At 69.9% G+C, this 24,347-nt stretch carries 22 protein-coding genes; 14 read left to right on the top strand and 8 right to left on the bottom strand.

Translation table 11 applies throughout. The annotated features are described in order from the left end of the window. Positions 1–115: 115 nt before the first annotated feature. Both CcI156_RS26720 and CcI156_RS27645 read left to right on the top strand, forming a co-directional pair. Positions 116–595 (top strand): hypothetical protein, encoded by a 480-nt coding sequence (locus CcI156_RS26720; protein WP_254847325.1) that lies wholly within the window; start codon positions 116–118, stop codon positions 593–595. Positions 596–611: 16 nt separating this feature from the next. Then, on the top strand, positions 612–1,307 hold the full coding sequence (locus CcI156_RS27645) for a beta-eliminating lyase-related protein (RefSeq protein WP_011434655.1): 696 nt from the start codon (positions 612–614) through the stop codon (positions 1,305–1,307). On the opposite strand, the gene CcI156_RS08060 is transcribed toward CcI156_RS27645, so the two are convergent. Both CcI156_RS08060 and CcI156_RS08055 read right to left on the bottom strand, forming a co-directional pair. After that, on the bottom strand, positions 1,211–2,008 hold the full coding sequence (locus CcI156_RS08060) for a VOC family protein (RefSeq protein WP_076805221.1): 798 nt from the start codon (positions 2,006–2,008) through the stop codon (positions 1,211–1,213). The two genes, CcI156_RS27645 and CcI156_RS08060, sit on opposite strands and share 97 nt — an antisense overlap. Before the next feature lie 308 nt (positions 2,009–2,316). After that, complete coding sequence (locus tag CcI156_RS08055) at positions 2,317–3,717, bottom strand: glutamate decarboxylase (RefSeq protein WP_076805120.1); 1,401 nt, start codon at positions 3,715–3,717, stop codon at positions 2,317–2,319. Between the two features lie 343 nt (positions 3,718–4,060). Between CcI156_RS08055 and CcI156_RS08050 the strand changes: the two genes are divergently transcribed. From CcI156_RS08050 to CcI156_RS08040, 3 genes are all read left to right on the top strand, one after another. Next, positions 4,061–4,261: a hypothetical protein gene (locus CcI156_RS08050; RefSeq protein ID WP_011434652.1), complete on the top strand. Its 201-nt coding sequence runs from the start codon at positions 4,061–4,063 to the stop codon at positions 4,259–4,261. 91 nt (positions 4,262–4,352) lie between these two features. Next, the gene (locus CcI156_RS08045; RefSeq protein WP_076805118.1) at positions 4,353–5,003 is read left to right on the top strand and encodes a GNAT family N-acetyltransferase; all 651 of its coding nucleotides are present in this window, start codon (positions 4,353–4,355) and stop codon (positions 5,001–5,003) included. 634 nt (positions 5,004–5,637) lie between these two features. After that, positions 5,638–7,275: a mechanosensitive ion channel family protein gene (locus tag CcI156_RS08040; protein WP_076805115.1), complete on the top strand. Its 1,638-nt coding sequence runs from the start codon at positions 5,638–5,640 to the stop codon at positions 7,273–7,275. A gap of 134 nt (positions 7,276–7,409) precedes the next feature. Here the strand turns inward: CcI156_RS08040 and CcI156_RS08035 are convergent, their stop codons facing one another. Together CcI156_RS08035 and CcI156_RS08030 are read right to left on the bottom strand one after the other, a co-directional pair. Continuing rightward, positions 7,410–7,718, bottom strand: coding sequence for a GlsB/YeaQ/YmgE family stress response membrane protein (locus CcI156_RS08035; protein ID WP_011434649.1), 309 nt, complete (start codon positions 7,716–7,718; stop codon positions 7,410–7,412). 31 nt (positions 7,719–7,749) lie between these two features. Continuing rightward, on the bottom strand, positions 7,750–8,340 hold the full coding sequence (locus CcI156_RS08030; protein WP_023840176.1) for a hypothetical protein: 591 nt from the start codon (positions 8,338–8,340) through the stop codon (positions 7,750–7,752). 545 nt (positions 8,341–8,885) lie between these two features. On the opposite strand from CcI156_RS08030, the gene CcI156_RS08025 reads away from it, so the two are divergent. The 3 genes from CcI156_RS08025 (at position 8,886) to CcI156_RS08015 (ending at position 12,389) form a co-directional block, all read left to right on the top strand. Then, positions 8,886–10,385 (top strand): amidase, encoded by a 1,500-nt coding sequence (locus tag CcI156_RS08025; protein WP_076805219.1) that lies wholly within the window; start codon positions 8,886–8,888, stop codon positions 10,383–10,385. Positions 10,386–10,535: 150 nt separating this feature from the next. Then, positions 10,536–11,708, top strand: coding sequence for a PP2C family protein-serine/threonine phosphatase (locus tag CcI156_RS08020; RefSeq protein ID WP_076805112.1), 1,173 nt, complete (start codon positions 10,536–10,538; stop codon positions 11,706–11,708). Between the two features lie 198 nt (positions 11,709–11,906). Continuing rightward, positions 11,907–12,389 carry a hypothetical protein gene (locus CcI156_RS08015; RefSeq protein WP_011434645.1) on the top strand — a complete coding sequence of 161 codons (483 nt, stop codon included), beginning with the start codon at positions 11,907–11,909 and terminating at the stop codon, positions 12,387–12,389. A 54-nt stretch (positions 12,390–12,443) separates the two neighbouring features. Here the strand turns inward: CcI156_RS08015 and CcI156_RS08010 are convergent, their stop codons facing one another. After that, positions 12,444–12,839: a hypothetical protein gene (locus tag CcI156_RS08010; RefSeq protein ID WP_011434644.1), complete on the bottom strand. Its 396-nt coding sequence runs from the start codon at positions 12,837–12,839 to the stop codon at positions 12,444–12,446. Positions 12,840–13,172: 333 nt separating this feature from the next. Between CcI156_RS08010 and CcI156_RS08005 the strand changes: the two genes are divergently transcribed. From CcI156_RS08005 to CcI156_RS07995, 3 genes are all read left to right on the top strand, one after another. Continuing rightward, on the top strand, positions 13,173–14,441 hold the full coding sequence (locus CcI156_RS08005; RefSeq protein WP_011434643.1) for a glycosyltransferase family 4 protein: 1,269 nt from the start codon (positions 13,173–13,175) through the stop codon (positions 14,439–14,441). Positions 14,442–14,461: 20 nt separating this feature from the next. Further along, positions 14,462–15,403: a lysylphosphatidylglycerol synthase transmembrane domain-containing protein gene (locus tag CcI156_RS08000; RefSeq protein ID WP_254847323.1), complete on the top strand. Its 942-nt coding sequence runs from the start codon at positions 14,462–14,464 to the stop codon at positions 15,401–15,403. A 718-nt stretch (positions 15,404–16,121) separates the two neighbouring features. Next, positions 16,122–17,105, top strand: a complete 984-nt coding sequence (locus tag CcI156_RS07995) for a kelch repeat-containing protein (protein ID WP_254847322.1) — start codon at positions 16,122–16,124, stop codon at positions 17,103–17,105. A gap of 110 nt (positions 17,106–17,215) precedes the next feature. Here the strand turns inward: CcI156_RS07995 and CcI156_RS07990 are convergent, their stop codons facing one another. Further along, on the bottom strand, positions 17,216–17,911 hold the full coding sequence (locus tag CcI156_RS07990) for an NAD(P)-dependent oxidoreductase (RefSeq protein WP_011434640.1): 696 nt from the start codon (positions 17,909–17,911) through the stop codon (positions 17,216–17,218). A gap of 233 nt (positions 17,912–18,144) precedes the next feature. Here CcI156_RS07990 and sigJ point away from each other — a divergent pair, with 233 nt between their 5' ends. Beyond that, a complete protein-coding gene (gene sigJ / locus CcI156_RS07985) occupies positions 18,145–19,023 on the top strand; it encodes an RNA polymerase sigma factor SigJ (RefSeq protein ID WP_011434639.1) in 879 nt (292 codons plus the stop codon). Positions 19,024–19,123: 100 nt separating this feature from the next. Here sigJ and CcI156_RS07980 read toward each other — a convergent pair whose 3' ends face one another. Next, positions 19,124–20,248 (bottom strand): SGNH/GDSL hydrolase family protein, encoded by a 1,125-nt coding sequence (locus CcI156_RS07980; RefSeq protein ID WP_175637554.1) that lies wholly within the window; start codon positions 20,246–20,248, stop codon positions 19,124–19,126. A 441-nt stretch (positions 20,249–20,689) separates the two neighbouring features. Here CcI156_RS07980 and CcI156_RS07975 point away from each other — a divergent pair, with 441 nt between their 5' ends. Further along, positions 20,690–21,550 carry a polysaccharide deacetylase family protein gene (locus tag CcI156_RS07975; protein WP_254847321.1) on the top strand — a complete coding sequence of 287 codons (861 nt, stop codon included), beginning with the start codon at positions 20,690–20,692 and terminating at the stop codon, positions 21,548–21,550. A 137-nt stretch (positions 21,551–21,687) separates the two neighbouring features. Here CcI156_RS07975 and CcI156_RS07970 read toward each other — a convergent pair whose 3' ends face one another. Further along, positions 21,688–22,314: a polysaccharide deacetylase family protein gene (locus CcI156_RS07970; protein ID WP_254847320.1), complete on the bottom strand. Its 627-nt coding sequence runs from the start codon at positions 22,312–22,314 to the stop codon at positions 21,688–21,690. A 492-nt stretch (positions 22,315–22,806) separates the two neighbouring features. Between CcI156_RS07970 and CcI156_RS07965 the strand changes: the two genes are divergently transcribed. Next, positions 22,807–24,165, top strand: a complete 1,359-nt coding sequence (locus tag CcI156_RS07965; protein WP_076805101.1) for a YncE family protein — start codon at positions 22,807–22,809, stop codon at positions 24,163–24,165. The last annotated feature ends 182 nt before the right edge of the window (positions 24,166–24,347 follow it).

The following is a 24,347-nucleotide window of genomic DNA, read 5'->3' as shown; positions in this document are numbered from 1 at the left end:
TGCTCGACCGATCGCTACGTCGCTACGCTAAGACCGCGGTGTGCGCACTACGATTGACCTACCTGACGATCTTCATCGGCAGGCGATGTCGATCGCGCGAGACACATCGCGGACCTTGAGCGAGACCGCCGCCGATCTCATGCGCCGCGGGCTGGGGCAGGGCCGGCCCACCCATGCCTACCTGCCCTTCGATCTGACCGTTCCCCCGGACACGCCACCGCGCAAGGTGCTCCAGGTCATCACCGCGTGCGGTGGACTGCTCAGCAGCGCGCTGGCCACCGCCGACCCCGCAACGCAGGCCTGGCATTGGGGGCCATGCGATCCCGAAGGCTTCGCGGCGATGGGCGTCGCCGAAATCCTCCTCCATACCTGGGACATCGCCGCGGGGCTGACGGTCCCCTGCCGGTTCCCAGCACCCCTGGGCATACGGGTGCTTCGCCGTCTGTTCCCCGATGCACCGGACGGAGACCCGGCTCAGGTGCTGCTGTGGTGCACCGGCCGGAGTGAGCTCGACGGCCGGCCTCGACGCACTTCTTGGAGGTGGGAGGCGACCACCAGCGCACGGCCGTTCCAGCAGCCCGCTCCACRGGTCTGACCCGGTTCAGCGTCCTGTGAGCGGTCCACCGGCCTGCCCGCGAGGTGGGCGGATCCGCTCCACTCGGCCAACGGTTTCCGGCGGCCGGGTCTGGTCGCTCGGCCGGCTGGCGGAGTTCCGTGCCATCGCCGACTCCGCCGGCGTGACGCTGCACTGCGACGGCGCGCGGCTGTGGAACGCCGCGGTCGCAAGCGCCGTCCCGCCGCGGCGCCTCGCGGCCGCTTTCACGACCCTGTCGGTGTGCCTGTCCAAGGGGCTGGGCGCGCCGGTCGGCTCTCTGGTCGTCTGTGATACCGGCCGCGTCGGCACCGTCCGGGAGTGGCGCCGCCGGCTCGGCGGCGGGATGCGCCAAGCCGGCGTGTTGGCCGCGGCCGGCCTGCACGCGCTGCACCACCATGTCGACCGGCTCGCGGAGGACCATCAACGCGCTGCCGAGCTCGCCGCGCTGCTGGCCGACGCCGCACCCGGCCGCGTCGACCCGAAGGCGGTGGAGAGCAACATGGTGCTGGTCCAGGTCACCGACGCCGGGGCCGACGGTAACGGGCCAGCCCTCGGTTCCCGCAACGACAGTGCCGTGCCCCAGGCACATCCGCGGCGGGAACCAGGCCGGGCGGGTCAGCTCGCGGCGGCGGGGGCGGGCTCAGACTTGGTCGGGCCGACCAGCTTGAACACGGCGCCGGTTGGGTCGGCGGCGACCGCGAGGCGGCCGTAGGGGGTGTCCTCGGCGGGCAGCACCACCGACCCACCGAGTTCGGCGGTCTTCGCGAGCGCCGCGTCGGTGTCCCGCACGGCGAAGTACACCGACCAGTGCGCCGGGACGCCCTCGGCCAGGAAGCCCGCCGCGTCCATGATGCCGGCAAGCGCGCCCTCGTCCTTGCCGAAGGTCGCGTAGCGGAACTCCGGGGTGTCGCTGACGACGTGAACGTCCCAGCCGAACACGTCCCGGTAGAAGCCGACAGCCGCAGCGTAGTCGCGGGTGAGCAGTTCGAACCAGCCGGGGGCGCCCGGCTCGGCAAGCACCCCGAAACCACGGTGCAGCCCCGGCTGCCACATGCCGATCGCCGCGCCGGCAGCGTCGGTCACGACGGCCATGACGCCGAGCTCTCCGACGACCATCGCCGGGACGATCACCTGACCCCCGTGGTCCACGGCGGCGGCGACGGTCTTCTCGGCATCCGGCGTGGCCAGGTAGACCGACCAGCCATCCGGGACGGCCTCGTCCGGCTTGGGCATACAGCCGGCGACCTGGACACCGTCCTTCGTGAAGGTGAAGTACCCGCCGAACTCCTCAGCGGGATCCTCCGCCGTCCAGCCGAACAGCTCGCTGTAGAACGTCCGAGCCCGGGCCGGGTCGGAGGTCATCAGGTCGACCMAGMAGGGCGCYCCGGCCGGGGCGGTCTCTCGAGTGGGCATGATGTGCTCCTTCGTGTCGTGCGGACCCRTATCAGGCGGACCGTGCCACATCACCTTGGACCCCGGCACCGACAAAAATTCCTCGGCGGCCCGCGGCGCTTCTCCGAGCTCCAAGTGCTGCCGCGTGGCATCACGCCCAGGGTGCTCACCGAGTCCCTGCGCGGCCTGGGACGCGATGGCCTCCCCACCGGTCCACATATGTGGAGGTACCCCCGCTGTGGAGGTACCCCCGCGGATCGAGTACACACTGACCCCCCGCGGGCACTCGGTCGTCTTCGGCGGGTTCGCCCCCGCGCCCGGCGCCCGGCTCAGTGGTGGAACGATGACTCGCCGGGCCGGTCGCCCGCGGTGCGYCGGCCCGGATGGGCCAGCCGGTTCACCACCCGGCGCAGGTCGGCGATGAGCAGCCCGGCGAGGTCCCGGCTGAACTCGTGACGCACGACGACCCGCAACACCGCGAGATCGGTCAGCCCCGGCGGGAACCGGTAGGCGGGCACCAGCCAGCCACGGGTGCGCAGCAGCTCGGAGACGTCGAAGACGGTGTAGTCCGTGATGTCGTCACGGAGCTTGAACGCGAACGCCGGAATGCCGCTACCGTCGGAGACCAGTTCGAACGGCCCCATCGCCGCCACCTCGGCGGYCAGCCAGCGGGCGTTGTCCCGACACGCCTGGGCCACCCGGCGGTAGCCCTTATAGCCCAGTTGCAGCAGGGTGTAGTACTGCGCGACGACCTGTGCGCCCGGCCGGGAGAAGTTCAGCGCGAAGGTCGGCATCGTCCCGCCCAGATAGTCCACCTGGAAGACGAGTTCGGCCGGTAGATGCGCCCGGTCGCGCCACAGCACCCAGCCCACCCCCGGATAGACCAGGCCGTACTTGTGCCCGGAGGTGTTGATGGACACCACCCGGTCGAGCTGAAAGTCCCAGACCAGATCGGGGTCRCAGAACGGGGCGATGAACCCGCCGGACGCGGCATCCACGTGTACCGGAACATCGGGCCCTCCGGAGGCGGCGAGGTGGTCCAGCGCGGCCACGATCCCGGCGACCGGCTCGTAGCTGCCGTCGAACGTCGAGCCGAGGATCGCCACCACGCCGATGGTGTTCTCGTCGCAGTGCGCCACGGCCTCGTCGGCGGTCAGATGCGTGCGCCCCGGCGCCATCGGCACCAGCCGTGCCTCCACGTCCCAGTACCGGGCGAACTTCTCCCAGCACACCTGCACGTTGACACCCATGACGATGTTCGGCCGGTCGGCCGGGGCGCCGGCGGACCGGCGACGCGCCCGCCAGCGGCGGATCATGGCAAGCCCGGCGAGCATGCACGCCTCGGACGACCCCGTGGTCGAGCAGCCGACCGCGTGCTCGGCGTCGGGGGCGTGCCACAGGTCGGCGAGGATGTTGACGCAGCGTTCTTCCAGCGCCGCCGTCTGCGGATACTCATCCTTGTCGATCATGTTCTTCGGGGCGCACTCGGCCATCAGCCRGTCGGYGTAYGAGTCCATCCAGGTGGTCACGAACGTGGCCATGTTCAGCCGCGCCTTGCCGTCGAGCATCAGCTCGTCGTGGACAATCTGGTAGGCCGTCTCCGGCGCAATCGACTCCTGCGGCATCCGGAACCGCGGGACTACGACCTCCTCGCCCAGCGGGGCCAGGTGCGGCCGTACGTCGACCGTCTCCTCCGCCCGATCACCACTCGCCTGACGATGTAGAGCCATCCTGGATAAACCTCCTAGCCGCGCCGCTGCGATACCGGTTTCAGGCCATGGCCCCCGAGCGGCGCAGCGAGCGGAGCACCTGCTCCTGCTGATGCGGGAGCAGCGTCGGATCGCGTGCGCCGAGCGCGCGCCGCAGCAGGTCGTCCGCTCGAGTGTCCTCGCCGGCGGCCGCGCCACATCAGCGGCACGCCACCGGACCGGACCACTATCCGGCCCGTCCGGCAAGGCGACCGTACCGGCCGCGACCGGCACAAAGTAGCTCGACGGGCACGCTCGATGTTGCCAGCGGTGGACCACTTTCGACTTCTCTCCGCTGCCGACCAATCCGAAGGTTCCCCACGGTGTGTTTCTCGTATGGATCACCTACACCGATGGGGCGGTGAATCTCAGCGGCGAACGCTGGATCAACCACCCGGACGGCTATGCCATGACGAATCTCTCCGTGCGGCCCCGCGCCGGCCATCCCGATCAACTGATGGGCCGGGTTCATCTGCAGGGATGCAGCGGTTACGCCGTCGACCCGATCTTAAAACCCGGCCGGTGACCGAACCACCGAACGCCAGGATGGGTGACTGCCGCGGGTTCAGCGCTCCAGGCCGTTACCTTCCGGCCCGGTGAACAGGCAGGATCGATCTGTGCGGACACGGCGGGCATCAGAGGAGGACTGGGGCGCGATCTGGCCGATCTGGCGGGCCGTTGTGGTCGAGGGCGAGACTTGCGCCTGGACACCGGACACCGACGAGGAGGTCGCGAAAAGCGCGTGGATGCTGCCCCCGCCGGCCGAGGTTCTGGTGATGGAGGAGGACGGCCCGGGCGACACCTCGATCGTCGCGACCGCGCTGCTCACACCGAGTCAGCCGGGTCTGGGAGATCATGTCGTCCAGGCGATGCTGCTCGTTGATCCTAAGCGGGTGGATCACGGGGCTCCGCGCGGCGGGGCCGGAATGTACCGGGGCTACGGGCCGTACGGGGGACGTAGCTACTACGGCGGCCGGGGAGCCGAAGGCGACCGCTGGGAGAGCGTCAGCCGGCAGGCCGCGGAGCAGATGATCGAGTACGCGGCCGATCTCGGCTACCGGGCGATGCAGCTCAACGCCGTCGTCGCAGCCAATCCACGGTTGGTCGCGCTGTGGCGCTCGCTGGCGTTCCGCCTCGTCGGGACCCTTCCGGCGGCCTTCCGCCATCCTTGGCTCGGCGACGTCGACCTCCACGTGATGTACCGCTTCCTGCCCCCCGGGAACATTGATCTAGCGACAACTGCTACGAACACCGGCGTCTCCACGTAGGCGGGGCGATACCCCAGGTCCGCCAGCGACACACTCCCATACCCCTTCCGCACCTGGACGAACGATTCTACAGCAGGAGCATCGCCTCCAGTCCCACTTTCGTCGCCGTGAATGGGTGGCGGTCGCATTCTGGTCCGCGTCGAACTCGACGTGTTCCACCACGGCCGGCTCGGCGCCGAGCAGTTGACACCATATCTTGCAGACCCGCGTACCTTTCTTCCCTGCCAGGTAGCTATTTTCAACGAGACACAATCTGGCGACGGAGGACGGCGTGTTTCCGCGAAGGACCCGTTCGTGTCACGATCACACCTATGGYGACGCCGGTAGAACCACGTTTTTCTTGTCCGCACCACACGTCTATATTCGTGAACGAAGTCGGATGGGGACCCACCGCAATCGTCCGCCCCACCCTTCAGGCAGACGTGATTCGGATCACTTCATTGGATCTGAATGTTCCGGGCAGACCAACCCCATGCATGTGACTGCTACGCCCTCGCTGCGACTGCCATCGGAGCCCTGCGCTGGGCCCCGGCGCGGGGAACGGCAACCKGGCACACTGTGACCCGGACCCGTATCCCAGGCCGACATCKAGCCTTTTCATCCCTGACCATGGCCCAGGACGAGGAGCCTGTCTGTGCGTCTGAGCGCCGCGCCCGATCTGTCCTTCTCCGACATGCAATCGACCGTCGCCGTCCTGACGATCCTGGGCGGTGCGGTCCTGCTGGCCCTGRCCGTCTCCGTATTGCTGCACCGCATGGCCAGACGGATCGGCCGCCATTCGGAGATCGTCGCCGATCTCGCACAGCGCGGTAAGCGGCCGACGMGACTCACGCTCGTGCTGGTGGCCCTGCTCGTCGGCCTCACCTCCACGGCTGAACAGACCTGGACCGGGGCAGCCCTGCGAGTGTCTAATGTCGCCCTTATCGCTGGAATCGCCTGGTGCGTCACGGTGCTCGCGTTCGCCTTCGAGGACCTCGCGCTCGCCCGCTACCGAATGGATATCGTCGACAACCGGCATGCCCGCCGGGTGCGCACCCAGGTCACCCTGCTCCGACGGATCACGGTGGCCATCATCTCGATCATCGCGGGCGCCTCGATGCTCATGACGTTCCCGAGCGTCCGCGTCGCCGGCGCCAGCATCTTCGCCTCGGCCGGCGTGGTCGGCATCGTCGCGGGGTTGGCCGCYCAGACCTCACTGTCCAACGTCTTCGCCGGACTCCAACTGGCCTTCACCGACGCCATCCGGGTCGACGATGTGGTGGTGGTCGAGAAGGAGTGGGGCAGGATCGAGGAGATCACTCTCACCTACGTCGTCGTCCACATCTGGGATGACCGGCGGATGGTCCTTCCGTCGACCTACTTCACCACGACACCGTTCCAGAACTGGACCCGCAAGGAGTCCGCGGTCCTCGGTGCCGTCGAGCTGGACCTGGACTGGGCAATCCCGATCGACGAGATGYGGGCCGAGATGCACCGGGTCCTGGACGCCACGGACCTGTGGGACAAGCGAGTCTGCGTCCTGCAGGTCACCGACGCCATCGATGATCACATCCGCATCYGCGTCCTGGTCAGCGGCAAGGACGGACCGACCGTGTTCGACCTGCGCTGCCACATGCGCGAGGCACTCGTCCGATGGGTCCAGCACAACCATCCGACAGCTCTGCCCCGGACCCGCATCGAGTTCGACGCCTCCGCGCACCTGCTCGGTCTGCGCATCCCGGATCAGGGCCGGGCCGATGACCGCGACGGCCGCCACCCCGATCCGTCCGGCAACGGCCGGCACAACTATCTCCACGGCCGCGACCATCCCCACGGCGACCATCCCGATGGAGACCATCCCGACGGCAGGTCCGACCGGCTCCGCAAGACGAACGGCATCCGCCGCGGCGAAGAACCAGCGCGGGCGGTTCCCGTCCCAGTGCAAGGTCTCCTCTCCCCCACGATCATGGATGCCACGAACTCGGCCGCGGTTACCGCCGCCGGCAGCGCGAGCCGGGAGGCGGAGACCGGTACGGACGGCGGGACGAGCACCGCGCCCACGGGTGCGCCTGCCGACGCCGCCGAGGACGCCCGGCTGTTCTCCGGCGCGAGTGCCGACGCCGCGGAACGGGCGCGGAACTTCAGCGAGACCAGCGAGACCAGCGAGCATGACAGCTCCGCTTCTTCTCCACCGCCCCGCGACGACGACGACGATGACGACGCGGCGCAGCCAGGGGAATCGACCCGACGCCAAACGACACCGCAGGCGCCAAACGACACCACAGGCGCATAACGACACCACCGAAGGCTCCGGCCCAGCTCCTCCGCAGGTGGAGGACCCAGGCCGAAGCAGGCGTCGGGTCAGAGCAGGTGCTCTGTGTGCTGCTGACCGGATCGCGGTCACCCGGTCGCCGGCGGGTATCGCGATTACCGGCGGGCGTAACGACGGCTGCGGGTCGACCCCGACCGGCCGCCGTGGCCCCCCACGTTCCGCCACACCAGGAGAACCAGGATGGCACCGATGATGGACCCGAGAATGCCGGACGGCTGCAGAGCGCCTTCGCCGACATCCTTATTGAACAGGACGTAGCCGAGGAATCCTCCGACGAAAGATCCGATGATTCCCACCACAATGGTGCCGAGAATCCCGATGGGATCCCGGCCGGGCAGCAACACGCGTGCGACGGCCCCGGCGACAAGTCCGAGCAGAATCATGACGACGATGAAGGTGATCATTAGTTTTCTCCCTACGAGGTGGTTGGATTACTCATCCCCGGCGCCGCCGTCCCCGCCGGACCACCAGCAGCAGCACCACCGTGCCGGCCAGGACCCCACCCGTGGCCTTCGGGTTGCTCCGCATCCGCTGCCCGACGGACCGCGCGGCTTTCCCGCTGGTGGCGAGGGTCTTCTCGGCCGCCCCCTTCGTCTTCTCGGTGGCGACCGACACATGGGGAGCAAGGGTCTGGACGGCCTCGTTGACCTTCTGGCGCACCTCGGCGGCTCCGCCGGCCACTCTGGCCCTGGCGCCCGGGGTGGTCATGTCCGGGCCGGCCAGGTCCGGGCCGCTGACGTTTCCCGGCTCCCTGACGTTTCCCGGCTCCCTGACGTTTCCCGGGCCGGTGACGTTTCCCGGGCCGGTGACACGTGAGGCGGAGGTGGTCGCGGCGATGACGTCGGGGCTCGGCGCCGGGGAAGCGTGACCGTTCAGGCCGGGTGCCGGGCCGGCACCTACCCTCTCGGTACCGGTCGGGACCGGGGGGACCGGAGGGCACGCGAACGGAGCCGTGGTCGTGTCGTCGGCGGGAAGCGACGCGGTCCGTGCGGGCTCCGGCATCACTGAACTCGGGTCCATTGGCATCGTTCGGTTCCTCCCTGGAAGGTGTCGGTGTCTGACCTGGAGACCGGGTCCGATCTGGAATCAACGGCTGAGCTGGTCAACGGCTGAGCTGGTCAACGGCTGAGCTGGTCAACGGCTGAGCTGGTCAACGGCTGAGCTGGCATCACGCTCGGCCCGTCCGACCGGGACCGACGCGGACCACCTCGTCGAGCCACATCTGCGATCAGGCCACATCTGCGATCAGACCTGCCGCCGGCTCCCCGTGACTCGCGGAGAAAGCCGACCGGGCGGGATGTTCACTAGCCGTACTTCTCATCGTCATACCCGGAATCAATGCGGATAACCCGATGTAGACGCCCTGACAGGACACGGGGCCGCGTCACCGATGCCCAACACTATMCACAAACACATAAATGCCACATAACGGCTAATATATCGATCATGGCTCATCTCTCCCCAACCTGCCCACAGCAGGGGACAATGGGAGGTATCAGGCGATCGACGGTGCGGACGACCCGGCGTCGGCTACGGTTCGGACAGCAGCCATGAGCGTCAGGGGGTGGCTGATGTCGGATGTGCCCACAATGCCCTCCGCAGCCGACCGGAACGGTCCGCTCGAAGGCATCCGCACACTGGCCGCACGCCTCGCCTCCGGCGAGATGACGTCCCGCGAGCTCGTCGAAGCCGCGTTGGCCCGGACAGCGGCGACCCAGGCCACCCTTAACGCCTTCCGCTGGGTACGGGCCGAGGCGGCCCTGACAGAGGCCGAGGCGGCGGACGTCGCGCTCGCCGCCCGCCGCGGCCGTCCCGGCCGGGACGGCCGCGGCGGCTGGTGGAGCACGCCGGGATGGCGACCGCTACTCGGCGTGCCCATTGCGATCAAGGATGACACCGACCTGACCGGTACCCCCACGGCCTTCGGCGCCATGGGGGAGTTCCCCCCCGCGGTCCGGGACAGCGAGATGGTGCGACGGCTGAAGGCGGCCGGTGCCATCATCATCGGCAAGACCAACACCCCCGAGTTCGGGCAGTGGCCGTTCACCGAGGGCCAGGCGTTCGGGGTGACCCGCAACCCGTGGGATCTCGACTACTCTCCCGGCGGTTCCTCCGGAGGCGCGGCGGCCGCGGTGGCCGCGGGGCTGGTACCGGCTGCGATCGGTTCGGACGGGGCGGGCTCCGTGCGYATCCCCGCCGCCTGGACCCACCTGGTCGGGATCAAACCGCAGCGGGGGCGCATCTCGAGCGCCCCGGTCCGCGAGCAGTTCAACGGGCTCACTGTCTACGGCCCGCTAACCCGAACCGTCGCCGACGGGGCCCTGCTGCTCGACGTCCTGTCCGGCAGCCTGCCCATCGACCGCGCTCGACCGCCGGCGCCGGCCGAGCCGTTCCTCACCGCCGCCGGCCATCCCCCTCCCCGCCTGCGGATCGGGCTCTCCCTGCACCACCCGTACAGYGGGATGCCGGTGGCCCTCGATCCGGCCGTCCGGGCCGCCGTGGAACGGATGGCCGAGATCCTGGCCCGCTGCGGGCATGACATCGTGCCGGTGGAGCCGCCCTACGGCCTGCTTGGCACGATTTTCCTGCCGCGGTCCATGGACGGCATCCGCGACTGGGCCGGGCGGGTGCCCGATCCCACCCTGCTTGACCCGCGGACCATGGCCAACGCGCGGACCGGACGGATGCTGCGCCCGTTCCTCCCGCTGACACGCGCCGCGGAACCACTGKCCCGGCTCAACATCGGCCGCGTCTTCCGGCGGGTGGACGTCATACTCGCCCCGACGACCGCCACTCCGCCGCCCCGGGTGGGCGAGCTCAACCGGGAGAGCAACTGGGCCACCGACCAGGCGATCGTGGCGGCGTGTCCCTACACCTGGCCGTGGAACGTCCTCGGTTGGCCGGCCGTCAACGTACCGGCCGGACGCACCGCGGCGGGACTGCCCGTCGGCGCCCAGTTGATGGGGCCGGCGAACAGCGAGACCCTGCTGATCTCCCTCGCGGCGCAGGTGGAGGACAGCGAGCGCTGGCACCTCCATCAGCCGGGAGAACGCTCGGCCCACGCGATCTGACGATCTGACCCGACGGGCACCCGATCCGACCTGGTCCACGGCCCGACCTGGTCCACGGCCCGATCTGACCTTACGGGTAGCGGGATGTTACCGAATAGCCGAAATGCGAGGCCCTCTCACGGGATCCCGATCCGGCCGGGACAATGACCCATGCGAAGACGTCGTTCAGGCGCTGGCGGACTCGGCGGACTCGGCGGACTCGGCAGGGTGGAGGGGCCCGGCGGATTAGAGGGGCTCGGCGGGGTGGAGGACGTCCGTCCCCTCATAGCCGGAACGCTCGTCCTCGTCACGGTCGTCATCCTCGACGCGACGCCCGGGCTGATCCTGGTCGGGTACTTCGGTCTCGGGCCACTGATCATCGCGGCGGCCAGTCCACCCCGGGTCACCGCCGCGGTCGGAGCGCTGGCAGTGATCGCGGCGCTCCTCTCCGGCTTCTGGGATCATTGGTTCGGGACCGGTCCGCATCTCGCCGCAACCACGCTGGTCGCCCTCCAGTCCGTGATCGCGGTCTGCATCTGCGTGTGCCGGGAACGGCAACGCTCACAACTGCACCAGGTCAAAGCGGTCGCCGAGGTCGCGCAGCGGGCACTGCTACCGGCGGTCCCGAGCCGGCTCAACGGGGCCGGTTTCGCGGCTCGGTACCTCTCCGCCGCCCAGGAGGCGTCGGTGGGTGGCGATCTCTACGAGGTCGTCTCCACCTCGCAGAGCATCCGGATGATCATCGGCGATGTCCGCGGCAAGGGCCTGCCCGCGGTCCGGCTGGCCTCGATAGTGCTCGGTGCCTTCCGCGAGGCGGYAGTGACCTGGCTCGACCCGGAACAGGTGGCCGCCGCCTGCGCCCGCGCGGTGGGTCGGGAGGCCGAACCCGAGGACTTCGTGACGGCGCTCATCGTCGACATCCACCCGGACGGTCGGCTGGGCCTGTGCTCGGCCRGGCATCACCCGCCACGACTGGTCTCGGCGGACGAGTGCACCACGCTGGAACTGAAGTCGCCGAGTCCGCCGCTCGGGCTGGCCGAGCGTTTCTCCGTCACGATGGCGAGCTGGGCGGTCGGCGATCGGATGCTGCTGTTCACCGACGGTCTCACCGAGGCCCGGGACGGCCGGGGGCGGTTCTTCCCTCTGGACGATCATCTGGACCTGCTGCGGGGCGGCAGCCAGGACGACGCGCTCGACCGTCTCGCCGGGGCTCTGCGCGCCCACGTGGATGGCAGGCTGCAGGACGACCTCGCGGTGCTGCTGGCCGAGCGGGAGGCGGGACCGAGTGGCGGGATGGGAGCCGGGACAGGAGCCGGGACAGGAGTCGGCGTCCTGAGCTCTTGAGCCCGGCGGGACCCGGCGGCCCCTCGACCCGAGATCCGACTCCCATCCGGCGTGCCGCTGTCCCTTGGAGCCCGTCGCGATCCGCTACGGTCACCCAATGCGGAGGGATTCCGTGGCCGCCGCCCGATACCGACGCCTACAGTTGTGCTCACGGGTATTCACTCCAGGTATCGATATACCGGACGGTCGGAGACGGTCGTGAGCGTTCCGGTGGATTCCGGTGACCGTCGCACCGTGCGGCTGCTCTTGGCCCTACTCGTCGTCGTGAGCGCCGTGGCCGCGTTCGCCGTCGGCGGTCTGATCGCGACGTCCGGGTTACGGGTGAGCTGGGGACGCGCCGAGGGCGCCGCGGCAGCGGCCGACCTCGCCATCGCCAAGGACGGCTCGCTGCCAGCGGCGATCGGCAGGCTGGGCATCGGCGGCGGCTCGGATCCCTCGTCACTCACGGATCCCTCGTCACTGACGGCGGGCCCCTCCCTGAAGAGCGGGCCTTCGTCGGCCACCGCGTCACCGACGCCGACGGAGGTGGGCGGGGCGAAACACCCGGTGCCAAGCCCGGTGCCGAGTGGCGAGTATCCGCCTACACCCACGGCACCGAGCCCGCGACACAGCTGCACGGCCCCGGCCACCTCCGCACCCGGGGGGTCGGGCGCCCCCATCCTCATCTACCCATTGTGCTGATATCCGTTGTGTCGATATCCCTTGTGCTCTTGTGCTGATATCCGTCGTGCCGAGCTATCCGCCGGATCCGGGCCGCCAGTCGGGCGAGCGGCCGGTGAGGGCCAGCAACCTCGTCCACTCGTCGGCGTCATCCGGGACCGGCACCGGGCGGGCGAAGATGCCGGCCGCCCGCCAGGCGTCGATCTGCGACGCCAGCTGCTCGTGGACCCGGTGCACGAGGTCCCGGTCAGAGCCGACACCCGCCACCGACGAGGTGTCACCGGCCCGCCGGCCGTGCATGTCGATCGCCCGCGCCAGATCCCAGCCGTGGATCAGTAGATCGGCGGTCAACTGGAAGGCGTACTCGCTCGCCGGCGTGGGGCCGAAGGAGAGGACCGGCACCGACGCCCAGGCTCCCGGGCGGTTCCAGGAGTCCCGTGCCCCACGGGCCGCCGCCGTCCAGCTCGCCACGGGATGCGCCCCTGGCGCGGACGCTCGTCACGATCGCAGGTCTCATTAGCGCCACATCGTGAGGCTGCAATCATCTCCCTTCATGAAGGGTCACCCCCTGCCGTCGCATCCCGTCAACCGGGACGCCACACGCCCGATGCCGCTCGTTCAGCCCTGTCGCCGGCCGGACGACGCGTGAGGGAACTTCCCCTCCCGCCGGGCCCCACCGATGATCCGAACGCGCCGATCCGCCCTGCGAGGAGCGGACCGGCCTCAGGTACCGATCCTGCCGGGGCCGGTACCGCCGGGGCCGGTACCGCCGGGGCCGGTACCGGCCTGGTCGACGTGCCAAGCATGCTGGTGGTCGCCGACAAGTTCCCCCCGGTGCTCGGCGGCATCCAGACGTTCGCCTACCATCTCGCGGCCGGGCTTCCGGCTGACCGGGTGGTGGTCGTGGCGCCGGCAGCCCCCAGCGCCGCCGCCTTCGACCGGACGCTGCCCTTCCCGGTGATCCGCATGGACGAGAGGATCCTCACCTCCCCCGGATCCCGGCGCCTCCTGCGATCGGTCGTGCGGTCCGAGCACTGCGAGGCGGCCTGGTTTCCCACCGCGGCGCCGCTCGGCCTGCTCGCCCCGACGCTGCGAACGGCCGGGATCTCCCGGGTGGTGTCGTCGAGCCACGGGCACGAGGTCGCCTGGTCCCGGCTGCCCGGCGGGTGGTCGCTCGTCCGAGCGGTCGCCGCCCGGGCCGACGTCCTGACCTATCTGACGGCGTTCACCCGGCGCCGGCTGCTCGCCGTCGCCCCGCCGGGCACGACACTCGCGCGGCTGACCGGCGGGGTGGATACCGGACGGTTCCGGCCGCGGGTCGGGGGCGAGGAGATCCGCCGGCAACACGGCTGGTCGGACCGACCGGTCGTGATCTGCGTGGCCCGCCTGGTGGCGCGCAAGGGGCAGGACATGCTCATCCGAGGCTGGCCGGTGGTCCTGCGACGTCATCCCGCCGCACGGCTGCTGCTGGTCGGGCAGGGTCCCGCCGCGGACCGGTTGCGACGGCTCGCCACCCAGGTGGGCGTCGCCGACGCGGTGCATTTCGCCGGCGCGGTCACGGAGCAGGATCTTCCGGCCTATCTCGACGCCGCCGACGTCTTCGCAATGCCGTCCCGCACCCGCCTGCTCGGCCTGGACCTCGAAGGTCTCGGACTGTCCGCCCTGGAAGCGGCGGCGAGCGGCCTGCCGGTCGTCACCGGTGCCCAGGGCGGGGCACCCGACGTCGTCCTGCCCGGTCGCACCGGCGTCGTCGTGGACGGCCGCGACCGGCACGCCGTGGCGACGGCCGTCGCCGACCTGCTCGACGACCCCGAGAGATCCGCCCGGATGGGCCTCGCCGGACGGGACTGGATGTGCCGGAACTGGAACTGGGGTGAGTTGAGCCGGCGGCTCGCCGGACTGCTCGCGGGCGGGCCAGATTCCGATCTTGAGGGTGTCGCGGGACACTCTTTCGGATCCTCGGCGGCGCATCGGGAGGTCCCGGATGGCGTCGTCTCGAGCAACATCGGGCCCAGCGGCATGATTTCGGACGACATCGTTCCAGACCGGATCGATGTGAGCCAAGGCGGTTGAATTCCATGGCGAGACGGCGGATGGGATACATCCGGGCGAAGGGGGTTGCAGCCGTGGCCGCGCCGCTGCTGGCGGTGGTCTGGCTCGCGCGTTCGTGGACAACGGTCGAGAGCGGTGTCGACGCGTTGACGCGCGCCCACCCGTCCTGGCTGGTGGGCGCGGTCGCTGTCGCCCAGTTGACCTGGATCGCGGGAGCGGCCTGCCAGCAGGGCACGGTGGCCCGGCCCCTGCCAGTGGGTCCGCTGCTCGCGGTCCAGGTCGCCGGCAGCGTCGCCAACCACGTGCTGCCGGCGGGCTTCGGGGTCGGCGCGGTGAAGCTTCGTTTCCTGCATCGTGCGGGGCTGACCCTGCGGGAGGCGGTGACGGCGGTGGGCCTCGACACCGCCGCCGGTGTCACCACGCACCTGGCCGTGCTGATCATGCTCCTGGCGGGGGGATTCCTGCCGGTGGACGTGGCACGCCTACCCCGCGGCGAGCCGGTGGCCATGGTGGTCCCGGCGGTGCTCGCCGGGCTCGCTCTGCTCGGCCTGCTCGGCTGGCTGATCGCCCCGGTCCGCCGGGCGGCCCGCCGGGCATGGGCGGGCGTCGTCGACCACCTACGGTCGATGAAGACCACCCTGCAGTCGCCGAGCCGGGCGGCCCTGCTGTGGGGCGGCTCGGCCGCCATCCCGATGCTGCACGCCGCGACCCTGTGGGCGATCATGCGTGCGCTGCACCTTCCGCTCGGGGTCGGCGCGGTATTCGCGATCTACTTCGCGGCGAGCGCGGCCTCGGCCCTGGTGCCCTCGCCGGGCGGCTTCGGCTCGCTCGACGCGSCCCTGACAGCAGCGATCATGGCTGCCGGCCAGTCCGCCGCCATCGCGCTCGCGGCGGTCCTCGGCTACCGGATGATCACGGTATGGCTGCCGATGGCCCCGTCGGCCTGCGTCCTGGCCCTGCTGGTCCGCCGCGGCCACMTCTGACCCGCGCACTCACCCCCGCACCTCTGACCCGCGCCACTCACCCCCGTCGGGGGATGGTCCCGCACCACGTCAGGCCCACTCGTCCCGTCCGGGTGGACCCGCGGGCACCGAACCCAATGGTGATTACTCTTCGAATCAATGGGAATGCACAACGTCAGGATGCACAACGTACAGCTAGTTCTCGTGCGTGCACCGTCATCTACCCATGCCATCCACCCGTCGGTCAGGGCCGCACCCGCGGTCCTCAGAGGGGGGAGACTTCATGAACTGGTCCCGTACATCACGTCGGTGCGCCTCGCGCGCCTTCGTCCTGACCGCCACGCTGGCAGCAGCCCTGGCCRCGCCGGGGCTGCTCAGCTCGGTGGCCGAGGCGGCAGCACCGACCGGCAGCCCGACGAGCAGATGCCCGTCGCTGCCCCAGATCGCCGGCCCACTGCAAAGCTGGGAGACGGTTACCGCCCTGCCGACTCCCCGTGTCCATCTCGCGGCCACCACGGGATGTGACGGACGAATCTATGCGATCGGCGGCCAGGCCGCCGAGACGGGCGCCGGCGGCGGCGCCYCGGGATCGCCTACGGGGACGCCCGGCCCGACCGCGTCACCGACTACACCCACTTCACCAACCACCACACCCACTTCGCCAACCGCACCCGCATCACCGACGCAGTCGCCGGCCCCCACCGGGACGCCCGGAAGTTCCGCGACGACGACATCGACGGTGGGTCCGGCGAGCCTGACCCGGAAGCCACTGGCCGGTCCGCTCGGCCCGTCAACCGATGACCCGACCACCAGCCCGACCACCGACCTGCCCACCGCGACGTTGACCGGATCACCCGGCGCGAGTCCGACCGGTTCACCGACCACGCCCGGGACACCGACGGGCACCGGCTCACCCACGTCACCGCCGGGCGTCGCACCCCTGACGCCGGTGGGGACGGTCCAGGTCTACGACCCGCGGAAGAACGCCTGGACGGACGCGCCCGATCTGCCGACCGCGCGTACCCACCTCGCCGCCGCGACCGACCTCGATGGCCGGATCTACGCGATCGGCGGCCGGTCCGGCAGCTCGAACCAGCCCACGGACATCGTCGAGGTGTACACCCCGTCCAGCGGAAGCTGGTCGACGGGGAAGCCCCTGCCGAGCGCCATGGGTGACCCGAGCGCGGCCCGCGGCACCGACGGCAGGATCTACGTTCTCGACGCGAAGACCCTGGCGATCTACGACCCCGGCTCGGACAGCTGGTCGACGGCCGGGGCGCCGCCATCCGGGAACAGGGCTCCGGTCCTGACGGCCCTGCCGGACGGCCGGATCCTGGCCGCCGGCGGCATCGGGGCTGGCGGCGGCTCCGCAGCGCGGGCAGCCACCGACGTCTTCGCCTATACACCGGGTTCGAAAGCGGCCGAGAAGGGTTCGTGGGCCCAGATGTCCGACCTGCCGGACGGCGTCGCGGGTGCCGCCGGGGCGACCGGCCCCGACGGCCGGGTCTACATCATCGGCGGGCGGGACAGCGCCGGGAACGTCACCGGGGCGGTGCAGGTATACACCCCGAAGGACGACCGGTGGGCCGCCGGACCGACCAGCTCCCCCTCGACCCGGGCCGGGCATGCCGCGGCGACCGGTGGTGACGGCCGGGTGTACGTGCTGGGTGGAACGTCCAGCTCCGGCAAGACGCTGAACACCGTCGCCGCACTAAGCAAATAGCGAATAGCGAATAGCGAATAGCGAAACAAGTAACGAACAACGCCGTCAGCCGGRCGCCGGCCGTCCTGTCCCATGAGGCCGGCCCCGGCTGCTGGCCGCGTTTACTGAGGTCAGTCCCGCTTGAATGCCTCCCGGCGCAACATCTGAAATAGCGTCGGGGCGCCTTCGCGGGTCGTCACGGCGACCGCCTTGTGTACGAACCGTACCTCGATCGCCTGTTCGAGCAGGCTCGCGGCCAGGTCCGCGCGGCTGGTGAAGATACCCGGCGCCTGGTCCTCGTGAAGCTCGTAGCTCGTCACGGCGGGCGCGTCGAACAGACCCGAGGGACGCATGATCGTCCAATCTAGGTTGCTATCGCGCAGAAGTTCCTCCATGCGGCGCATATCGCGGTAGGTCGTCTTGCCGATCGTCGCGGTGATCAGCGGCTGGAGGACCCGATTGAGCAGGAAACCGCCATCGGCATGATGATGCGGCTCGGTGGCACTCGAGCTCACCACGACCACTCGCTTGACCCCGTGCCGGAACATCGCCGCAGTGATGTTCCGGATTCCGTCGCTGTAGATGTTGATCGGTTCGCGCGTAAACGGCACGCCAAGCGTCGACAGCACCACGTCGGCTCCTTCGACGGCCCGATCGACGGCCTGGGCGTCGTGCACGTCGGCCCCCACGACGTCGAGCCGTTCGTGCGTGATCGGGAATTCCGCCGGGCGCCTGGTCACCGCGACGACGTCGTAACCGGCGGCCAGCGCCTGCTCGGTCAGCAGCCGGCCAGTCGGCCCGTTCGCTCCGAACACGACAATCCTCATTGCTGCGCTCCTCCTGACCCGCGGGTACGCRGATCACCTGCCTGTCGGATGTCCGTCGGATGTCTGTCGGATCCCGCCGGACAGATGTGACCGCCGTGCCCACCGGCCACCGGCCACCAGCCACCAGCCGTCCCCCGGACCCGGACGGGTGGCGTCGTCACATCGGCGGTGCCGCGTTCGTCAACTGCTCAGGAGAGGCTGGTTCGGCGGGGTGCAAGCGAGAGGTGCAGGCAATGGAGGATGCGACGTGGCAGGCCGAGCAGTTCGAGCGCCAGCGCCCGCGGCTGCAGGCGGTCGCGTACCGCATGCTCGGTTCGCTCAGCGAGGCCGAGGACGCCGTCCAGGAGGCATGGCTGCGGCTGAGCCGCTCCGGCGACGAGGCGATCAACAACCTCGGCGGTTGGCTGACGACGGTCGTGGGTCGGGTATGCATCGACATGCTGCGTGCCCGCCAGGCGCGCCGGGAGGACTTCGTGGGCACCTGGCTGCCCGAGCCGATCGTCAGCGCCGAGGACGGTGACGGCCCGGAGCAGCAGACCGTGCTCGCCGACTCCGTCGGCCTGGCGCTGCTCGTCGTGCTCGAGACGCTCACCCCGTCCGAGCGGCTCGCGTTCGTCCTGCACGACATGTTCGCCGTGCCGTTCGAGGAGATCGCCCCGATAGTCGACCGGACCCCCGCCGCGGCCCGCCAGCTCGCCAGCCGCGCCCGACGGCGGGTGCGAGGCGCCCCGACGGTCCCGGACCCCGACCTCGCCGCACAGCGCAAGGTCGTCGCCGCGTTCCTGGCCGCAGCCCGGGCCGGCGACTTCGACGCCCTCGTCGCGGTGCTCGATCCCGACGTCGTGTTCCGCGTCGACACCGGCTCACGCACCCGGCTCATGCCCACGCTGCTCACCGGCTCCGCGGACGTCGCACAGCACACCGCCATCCAAGGCCCCCGCTTCGCGCGGCACTGCCAGCCAGCCCTGGTCAACGGCACCGCCGGGATCGTCGCGCGCACATCGACCGGTGTCATCGCCGTCGCCGGCCTCACCGTGCGCGACGGCCGGATCGCCACCATAGACCTGATCCTCGACCCTGACAAACTCCACCGCCTGGTTCTCGCCGACTAGGGGTGTTTTTGACCGGGGTGTTTTTGACCGACCCGGAGACAGTCTCGGATGTGTCAGTCTCGGATGTGTCAACCTCGAATGATGTCAACCTCGAATGATGTCAACGGCCGGTGGGAAGATAGGCGGCGGTGATCGCGGTGGCCAGCGCACGCTGCCMCTGGCCGTTGGGGTGGAACGCGGCGGAGAACGGCGTTCCGAGGAGGTCGACGTCGGGAGGGCTGSCTGTACTGCTGCAGAACTCGTGCCCGGCGAAGGCGTTTTCGGTGTCCACGTAGGTCACGCCGGCCGCCCTCGCGGCGGCGCGGATCGTGTTGTCGAGGTCGTGGACGGTCTGGTTGAACCAGGCCGCGTCGGCCGGCTGGATGCGTACCCCCAGCTTCCCGAGGACGCTGACCGGGCAGGGTGCGTCCAGAGCGTCGGGGAACAGCCGGGGATAGCCCAGGACGAGGATCCGTGCCCCGGGGGCGAGGCTGCGGGCCCGTCGGACAGCCCGGTAGGTCGCGGTGAGTTGTGGCTGCAGGGTGTTCAGAGCGGCCCCCACGGCCGGTGCGGAGTGGTCCCGACAGGACGGGAGAAGTGTGGTCACGTGCAGTGCCGCACAGTAGACCGCGATGTCGGCGAAACCGATGTCGTTGCCGCCGACGGTGAGGGTGACCAGTCCGACGGTGTCGGCCGACCCGTCCAGATAGGTGTCCTGTGGTGGGGTGCCAGGCCCCTGCGACGTGGAGAAGTCCCGAGTGCGTGCGCCCGCGCAGGCCCCGAAGGTGAACAGTGGATCAGACGTCGCGGACGGCGGCGGGTCCTTGGTGGCCAGGGCGGCGTGGACGAGAGCCGGGTAGGCATCGGTCGAGCGTCGGCAGCCACCGAATGGCCGGTAGCTGCCCGGGAGGTAGTCGGCGACGGGGCCGGCTCCGTCCCCGGAGGAATACGAGTCACCCAGCGCGACGTAGCGCAGCGCGGTCAGCCTGGTCCGCGAGGATCGTGAACGGCCGGACCGGTCGGTCGCGGTCAGCTGGAACACGTAGTTGCCCGGAGCCGGGAGGGTCACCGTCGTGTCCGGCGCGTCACCGGCGAATCGGGCCGGGGCCGGTCCCGACAGCATCGTCCACGCTGTGGATGCCGCGGGCCCGGTGACCCTGCCGTGCAGGGCCACCGCGCTCAGCCCGACGACTGTGCGCGAGCGTCCCGCCTGCACGGTCACCATCGCCTGCCGCGAACGTGTCACCGTCGTCACAGAAGGTTGCGATGTCGCTGCCGCGACGTTCTGCCGGCTACGGGATACCTCCGCTGCGCCCGTGTCACGGCAACCCGCGACYACCACGGCCGCCACCAGACCCACCACGAGCATGCTCCACCGGCATCGCCCGAGATCGCTACCCGTCATACCGTCATGATGACAGGCCGTGGAGTGGAGTCCACGGATGTGATGCACGTGGAGTAGCAGTCCTGCGCCACCCCAGAACAGTCCTGCGCCACCCCAGAACAGTCCTGCGCCACTCCGCGACGGTCCTACGACACCCCAGAGTGGCGGTCTGTAAAGGGGACGGCCACCGCATGATCCCTTCGAGAAACATACGAAGCAACTCGAYAAGGAAGAACCGCGATTACACGCACCGATGGTAAAGCGTAATCATATGTCCGTTAATGTCGGTCTATGGATCGACGGATGCTCCTTTCCCTACTGGGCATCGGCGCCGCGCAGGCGCTGATCGGATGCTCGGCCGGCACGGCGCCCGCCAAGCCCGACACCCACGCCACCGACACCGTGCGCGGCCCTGGCCCCGTCCCAGCGGTCGCACCCGTACCCACGCCCGGGAATTCCGTAGCCACGCCCGGGGATGGAGTGGTCACAGGTCCGTCGCCCTCGTTTCCGCCGATGCCCCCGCCGCATCCAGGCCGACCCACCGTGACCTTCCAGGCACCCGCCCGGACCCAGCAGATCGCCCTGACGATCGACGACGGCTACGATGCCGCGACGGTCGCCRGCTACGTGGCGTTCGCCCAGCGATCGAAGATCCCCATCACGTTCTCGCCGAACGGCGCCTACCGGGCGATCTGGGACCGCCACGCCGACGTCCTGCGTCCGCTGGTGGAGTCCGGCCAGGTGCAGATCGGCAACCACACCTGGACCCACAAGAACCTGCTGCACGAGACGGACACCGCGATCCGGGCCGATATAGAGCGGAACGAGCAGTGGATTCAGCGAACCTTCGGGATCACCAGCCGGCCCTGGTTCCGTCCGCCCTACGGCGCCCACAACCCCCACGTCGACGGGCTCGTGGGCGAGCTCGGCTACACCCGGGTCCTGCTGTGGAACGGCAGCTTCGGCGACTCGACCACACTCACCCCGCAGCAGCTCATCGGGCTTGCCGAGCAGTACCTCAAGCCAGGCACGATAATGCTCGGCCACGCCAACCACCAGACCATCCTCGGCCTGTTCGACAAGGTCCAACAACTGATCGAGCAGCGCAACCTTCAGCCGGTCACCCTGGATACCATGTTCGGCACCTCCCGCGCCGTCGGCTGACAACGGCAACATTTCCGCGGAAGCGACGATCTCGTCCTGGTCGGAAGGGCCCGAGGAATGCCCGGTCAAGAAACTCCCGGTCAAGAAATGCCCGGCCAAGGAGCCAAGGAGTTTCACCCGGGCCGGCCCTTCCGAGGTCAGGTGAGCAGGTCGTGGACCGGTACCGGGGTGAGGCCGGCCGTGCGCAGGTTCGCGACGATCCGGGGGAACGCGCTGACGGTGCCCGGGTAGCCGAAATGCATGCTCACGATGGAGCCTGGCCGGGTGCCGGCCCGCACCCGCGCGACGACGGTGTCGGCTCCGGGGGAGGTGTAGTCGAGCGGGTCGACGTCGAAGTCCACAACCGTGCGGTACCCGGCGGCGCCGGCCTCGGTGAGGATCAGCGGGGTGGCGGTGCTCGTGCCGGAGGGCYGGAAGTAGCGGCCCTGYGTCGGGGCCAGTCGGGCCAGGACGTCCCGGCAGYCGGTGATCTCCGCGGTCACCCGATCGGCTGGAAGCGTCGTCAGCGCCGGGTGGGTGTAGGTGTGGTTCGCCAGTTCGTTGCCGGCCGCGAGGATGACGGGGACGAGGTCGCGGTGCCGGTCGAGCCATTGCCCGACCGCAAACACGGTGATCGGTGCCGAGAGCCTGGCGGCGTCGGTGAGGAGCTGATGGGCCAGGGACAGATCCTGACCCGCCTCGTGCGGGCCGAGATGGAAGGTGAGCGCGACCCGGGACCGGTCACGCGGTCCGTGGGTGACCGCCGCCGCCGCGCCTCCCGGCACCAGCTCCGGGCCGCCGGCCGCGCCGGCAGCGGAAGAGGCCGCCGCGGTCTCACCCGATGTGCCGCCAAGGGCAGGGGCGAAGGGTGACGGCGTTGCTCCTGAGGACGCTGGTGGCGCCGAGGGGGTCGAGCCACCGGTACCGCAGCCCGCCAGCCCCGTAGCCGCCGCCGTACCGGCCACAGCCAGGAACTGACGACGAGAGGTACCACGACCGGCCGGCTGAGACATGACGCTGAGGGTATCTCGGCTACGGGGATATCCCGGCCACTGGAGGCGCCCGATGGGCACCCAGGATCACCAGCCGGGTACCGTGAGGCCACGGGCGGCCAGACCCCGACACGAGCCTTCTTGTCGACGATAGATCACAACCAGGCAAGCGATCAGTAAAACCAGGCAAGCGATCAGTAAAACGCCTTTCTACCATATTCGATTATGCGACCGTCCGACGGGGTCGAAGGGCCCCGCGTGAAAAGACGGTACTAGCGTGTCGGCATGCCAACCAGGGCGAAATCGCATCAACCCCGGCCCGGGAAGCGGCCCCGGCCGTACGGCCCGATCCTGCTGGCCGGCCTGGTGGTCCTTGTCGTCRCCCTGCTGGCGGGCTGGGCCCTCCGTGACCCGGGCAACCAGGCTKCGAACGCTGGAGCCCTCCCGCAACCGCCTGCGTCCCCGGGCGCGTCCCCGGGCGCGTCCCCGGCCGCGTCCCCGGCCAGGGCGGGAGCAAGCCCCACCGCCGCCGTTGCTGGTGGTACCACCGTTGCTGGTGCTACCACCACTGCTGTGGATGTGTACGCCCACGCCCATGCCGGGATGCTGAGCCCGGTCGTGCGCGACGATCCGCAGCTCGTCTATGTCCCGAACCTGTCCGACGGCACGGTCAGCGTCATCGACCAGCACACGCTGCGGGTAGTGGCCACCTACCCCACGGGGCGCGGCCCGCAGCATGTGGTCCCGTCCTGGGACCTGCGGACACTGTGGGTCAACAACAACGTCGGGAACAGTCTGTCACCGATCGACCCGCGGACCGGGCGCCTCGCCGGCCGGGCCATACCGGTCACCGACCCTTACAACCTGTACTTCACCCTCGACGGAAAGAGCGCGATGGTCATCGCCGAGGCGAACCACAGCGTCGACTTCCGCGACCCGCACACCTTCGCCCTGCGCCACAGCCTCGACGTGGGCAGCCGGTGCGCGGGCGTCAACCACGTCGACTTCTCCCCGGACGGCACCTATGCGATCGCCACCTGCGAGTTCGCCGGCCAACTGGTCAAGATCGACCTGGCGCACGAGCGGGTCCTCGGCTACCTCGATCTCGGACGCACCGCGGCCCCCCAGGACATCAAGATCGATCCTGCGGGCCGGGTCTGGTACGTCGCCGACATGAACGCCGGCGGCGTCCACCTCATCGACGGGGACACCCYCACCAAAACCGGCTTTGTCCAGACCGGCCCGGAGGCCCACGGCCTGTACCCCAGCCGCGACGGCCGCTATCTCTACGTCGTCAACCGGGGCGGCATGATGACCTCCGACATGGTCCCGTTCCCGCATACCGGTGATCGGGGCTCCGTGTCGGTCATCTCCTTCACCACCAGGAAGATCGTCGCAAACTGGGCCATCCCCAGCGGCGGGACCCCCGATATGGGCAACGTCAACGCCGACGGGACCCGGCTGTGGCYGTCCGGCCGGCGCAGCAACGTCGTGTACGTGTTCGATACCGGCGGGAACGGCGGGTCGGACCCGACGACCGGCCGGCTGTTGACCGAGATCCMGGTGGGCCACGAGCCGCACGGGCTCGCTGTCTGGCCGCAGCCCGGGCGCTACTCCCTCGGCCACACCGGAATCATGCGATAAGCCCTCGCGTGTTCGATACTCCTGTCCATCGGCTGTCCACCGGCTGTCCACCGGCTGTCCACCGGCGCACCGCCAGCACGATCACCTCCGGGGGAAAACCGGAGCCCCCCTACCTGCCAAGATGAGACGAGACAGGCAGTACGTTCCATCTGGGCTGGCTTGGGCGGGGCTGGGATAGGTAG

Source organism: Frankia sp. CcI156 (genome assembly GCF_001983015.1).
Classification (GTDB): domain Bacteria; phylum Actinomycetota; class Actinomycetes; order Frankiales; family Frankiaceae; genus Frankia; species Frankia casuarinae.
The sequence above is the reverse complement of the archived record's forward strand: the minus strand, read 5'-3'. Positions and strand labels throughout refer to the sequence as shown.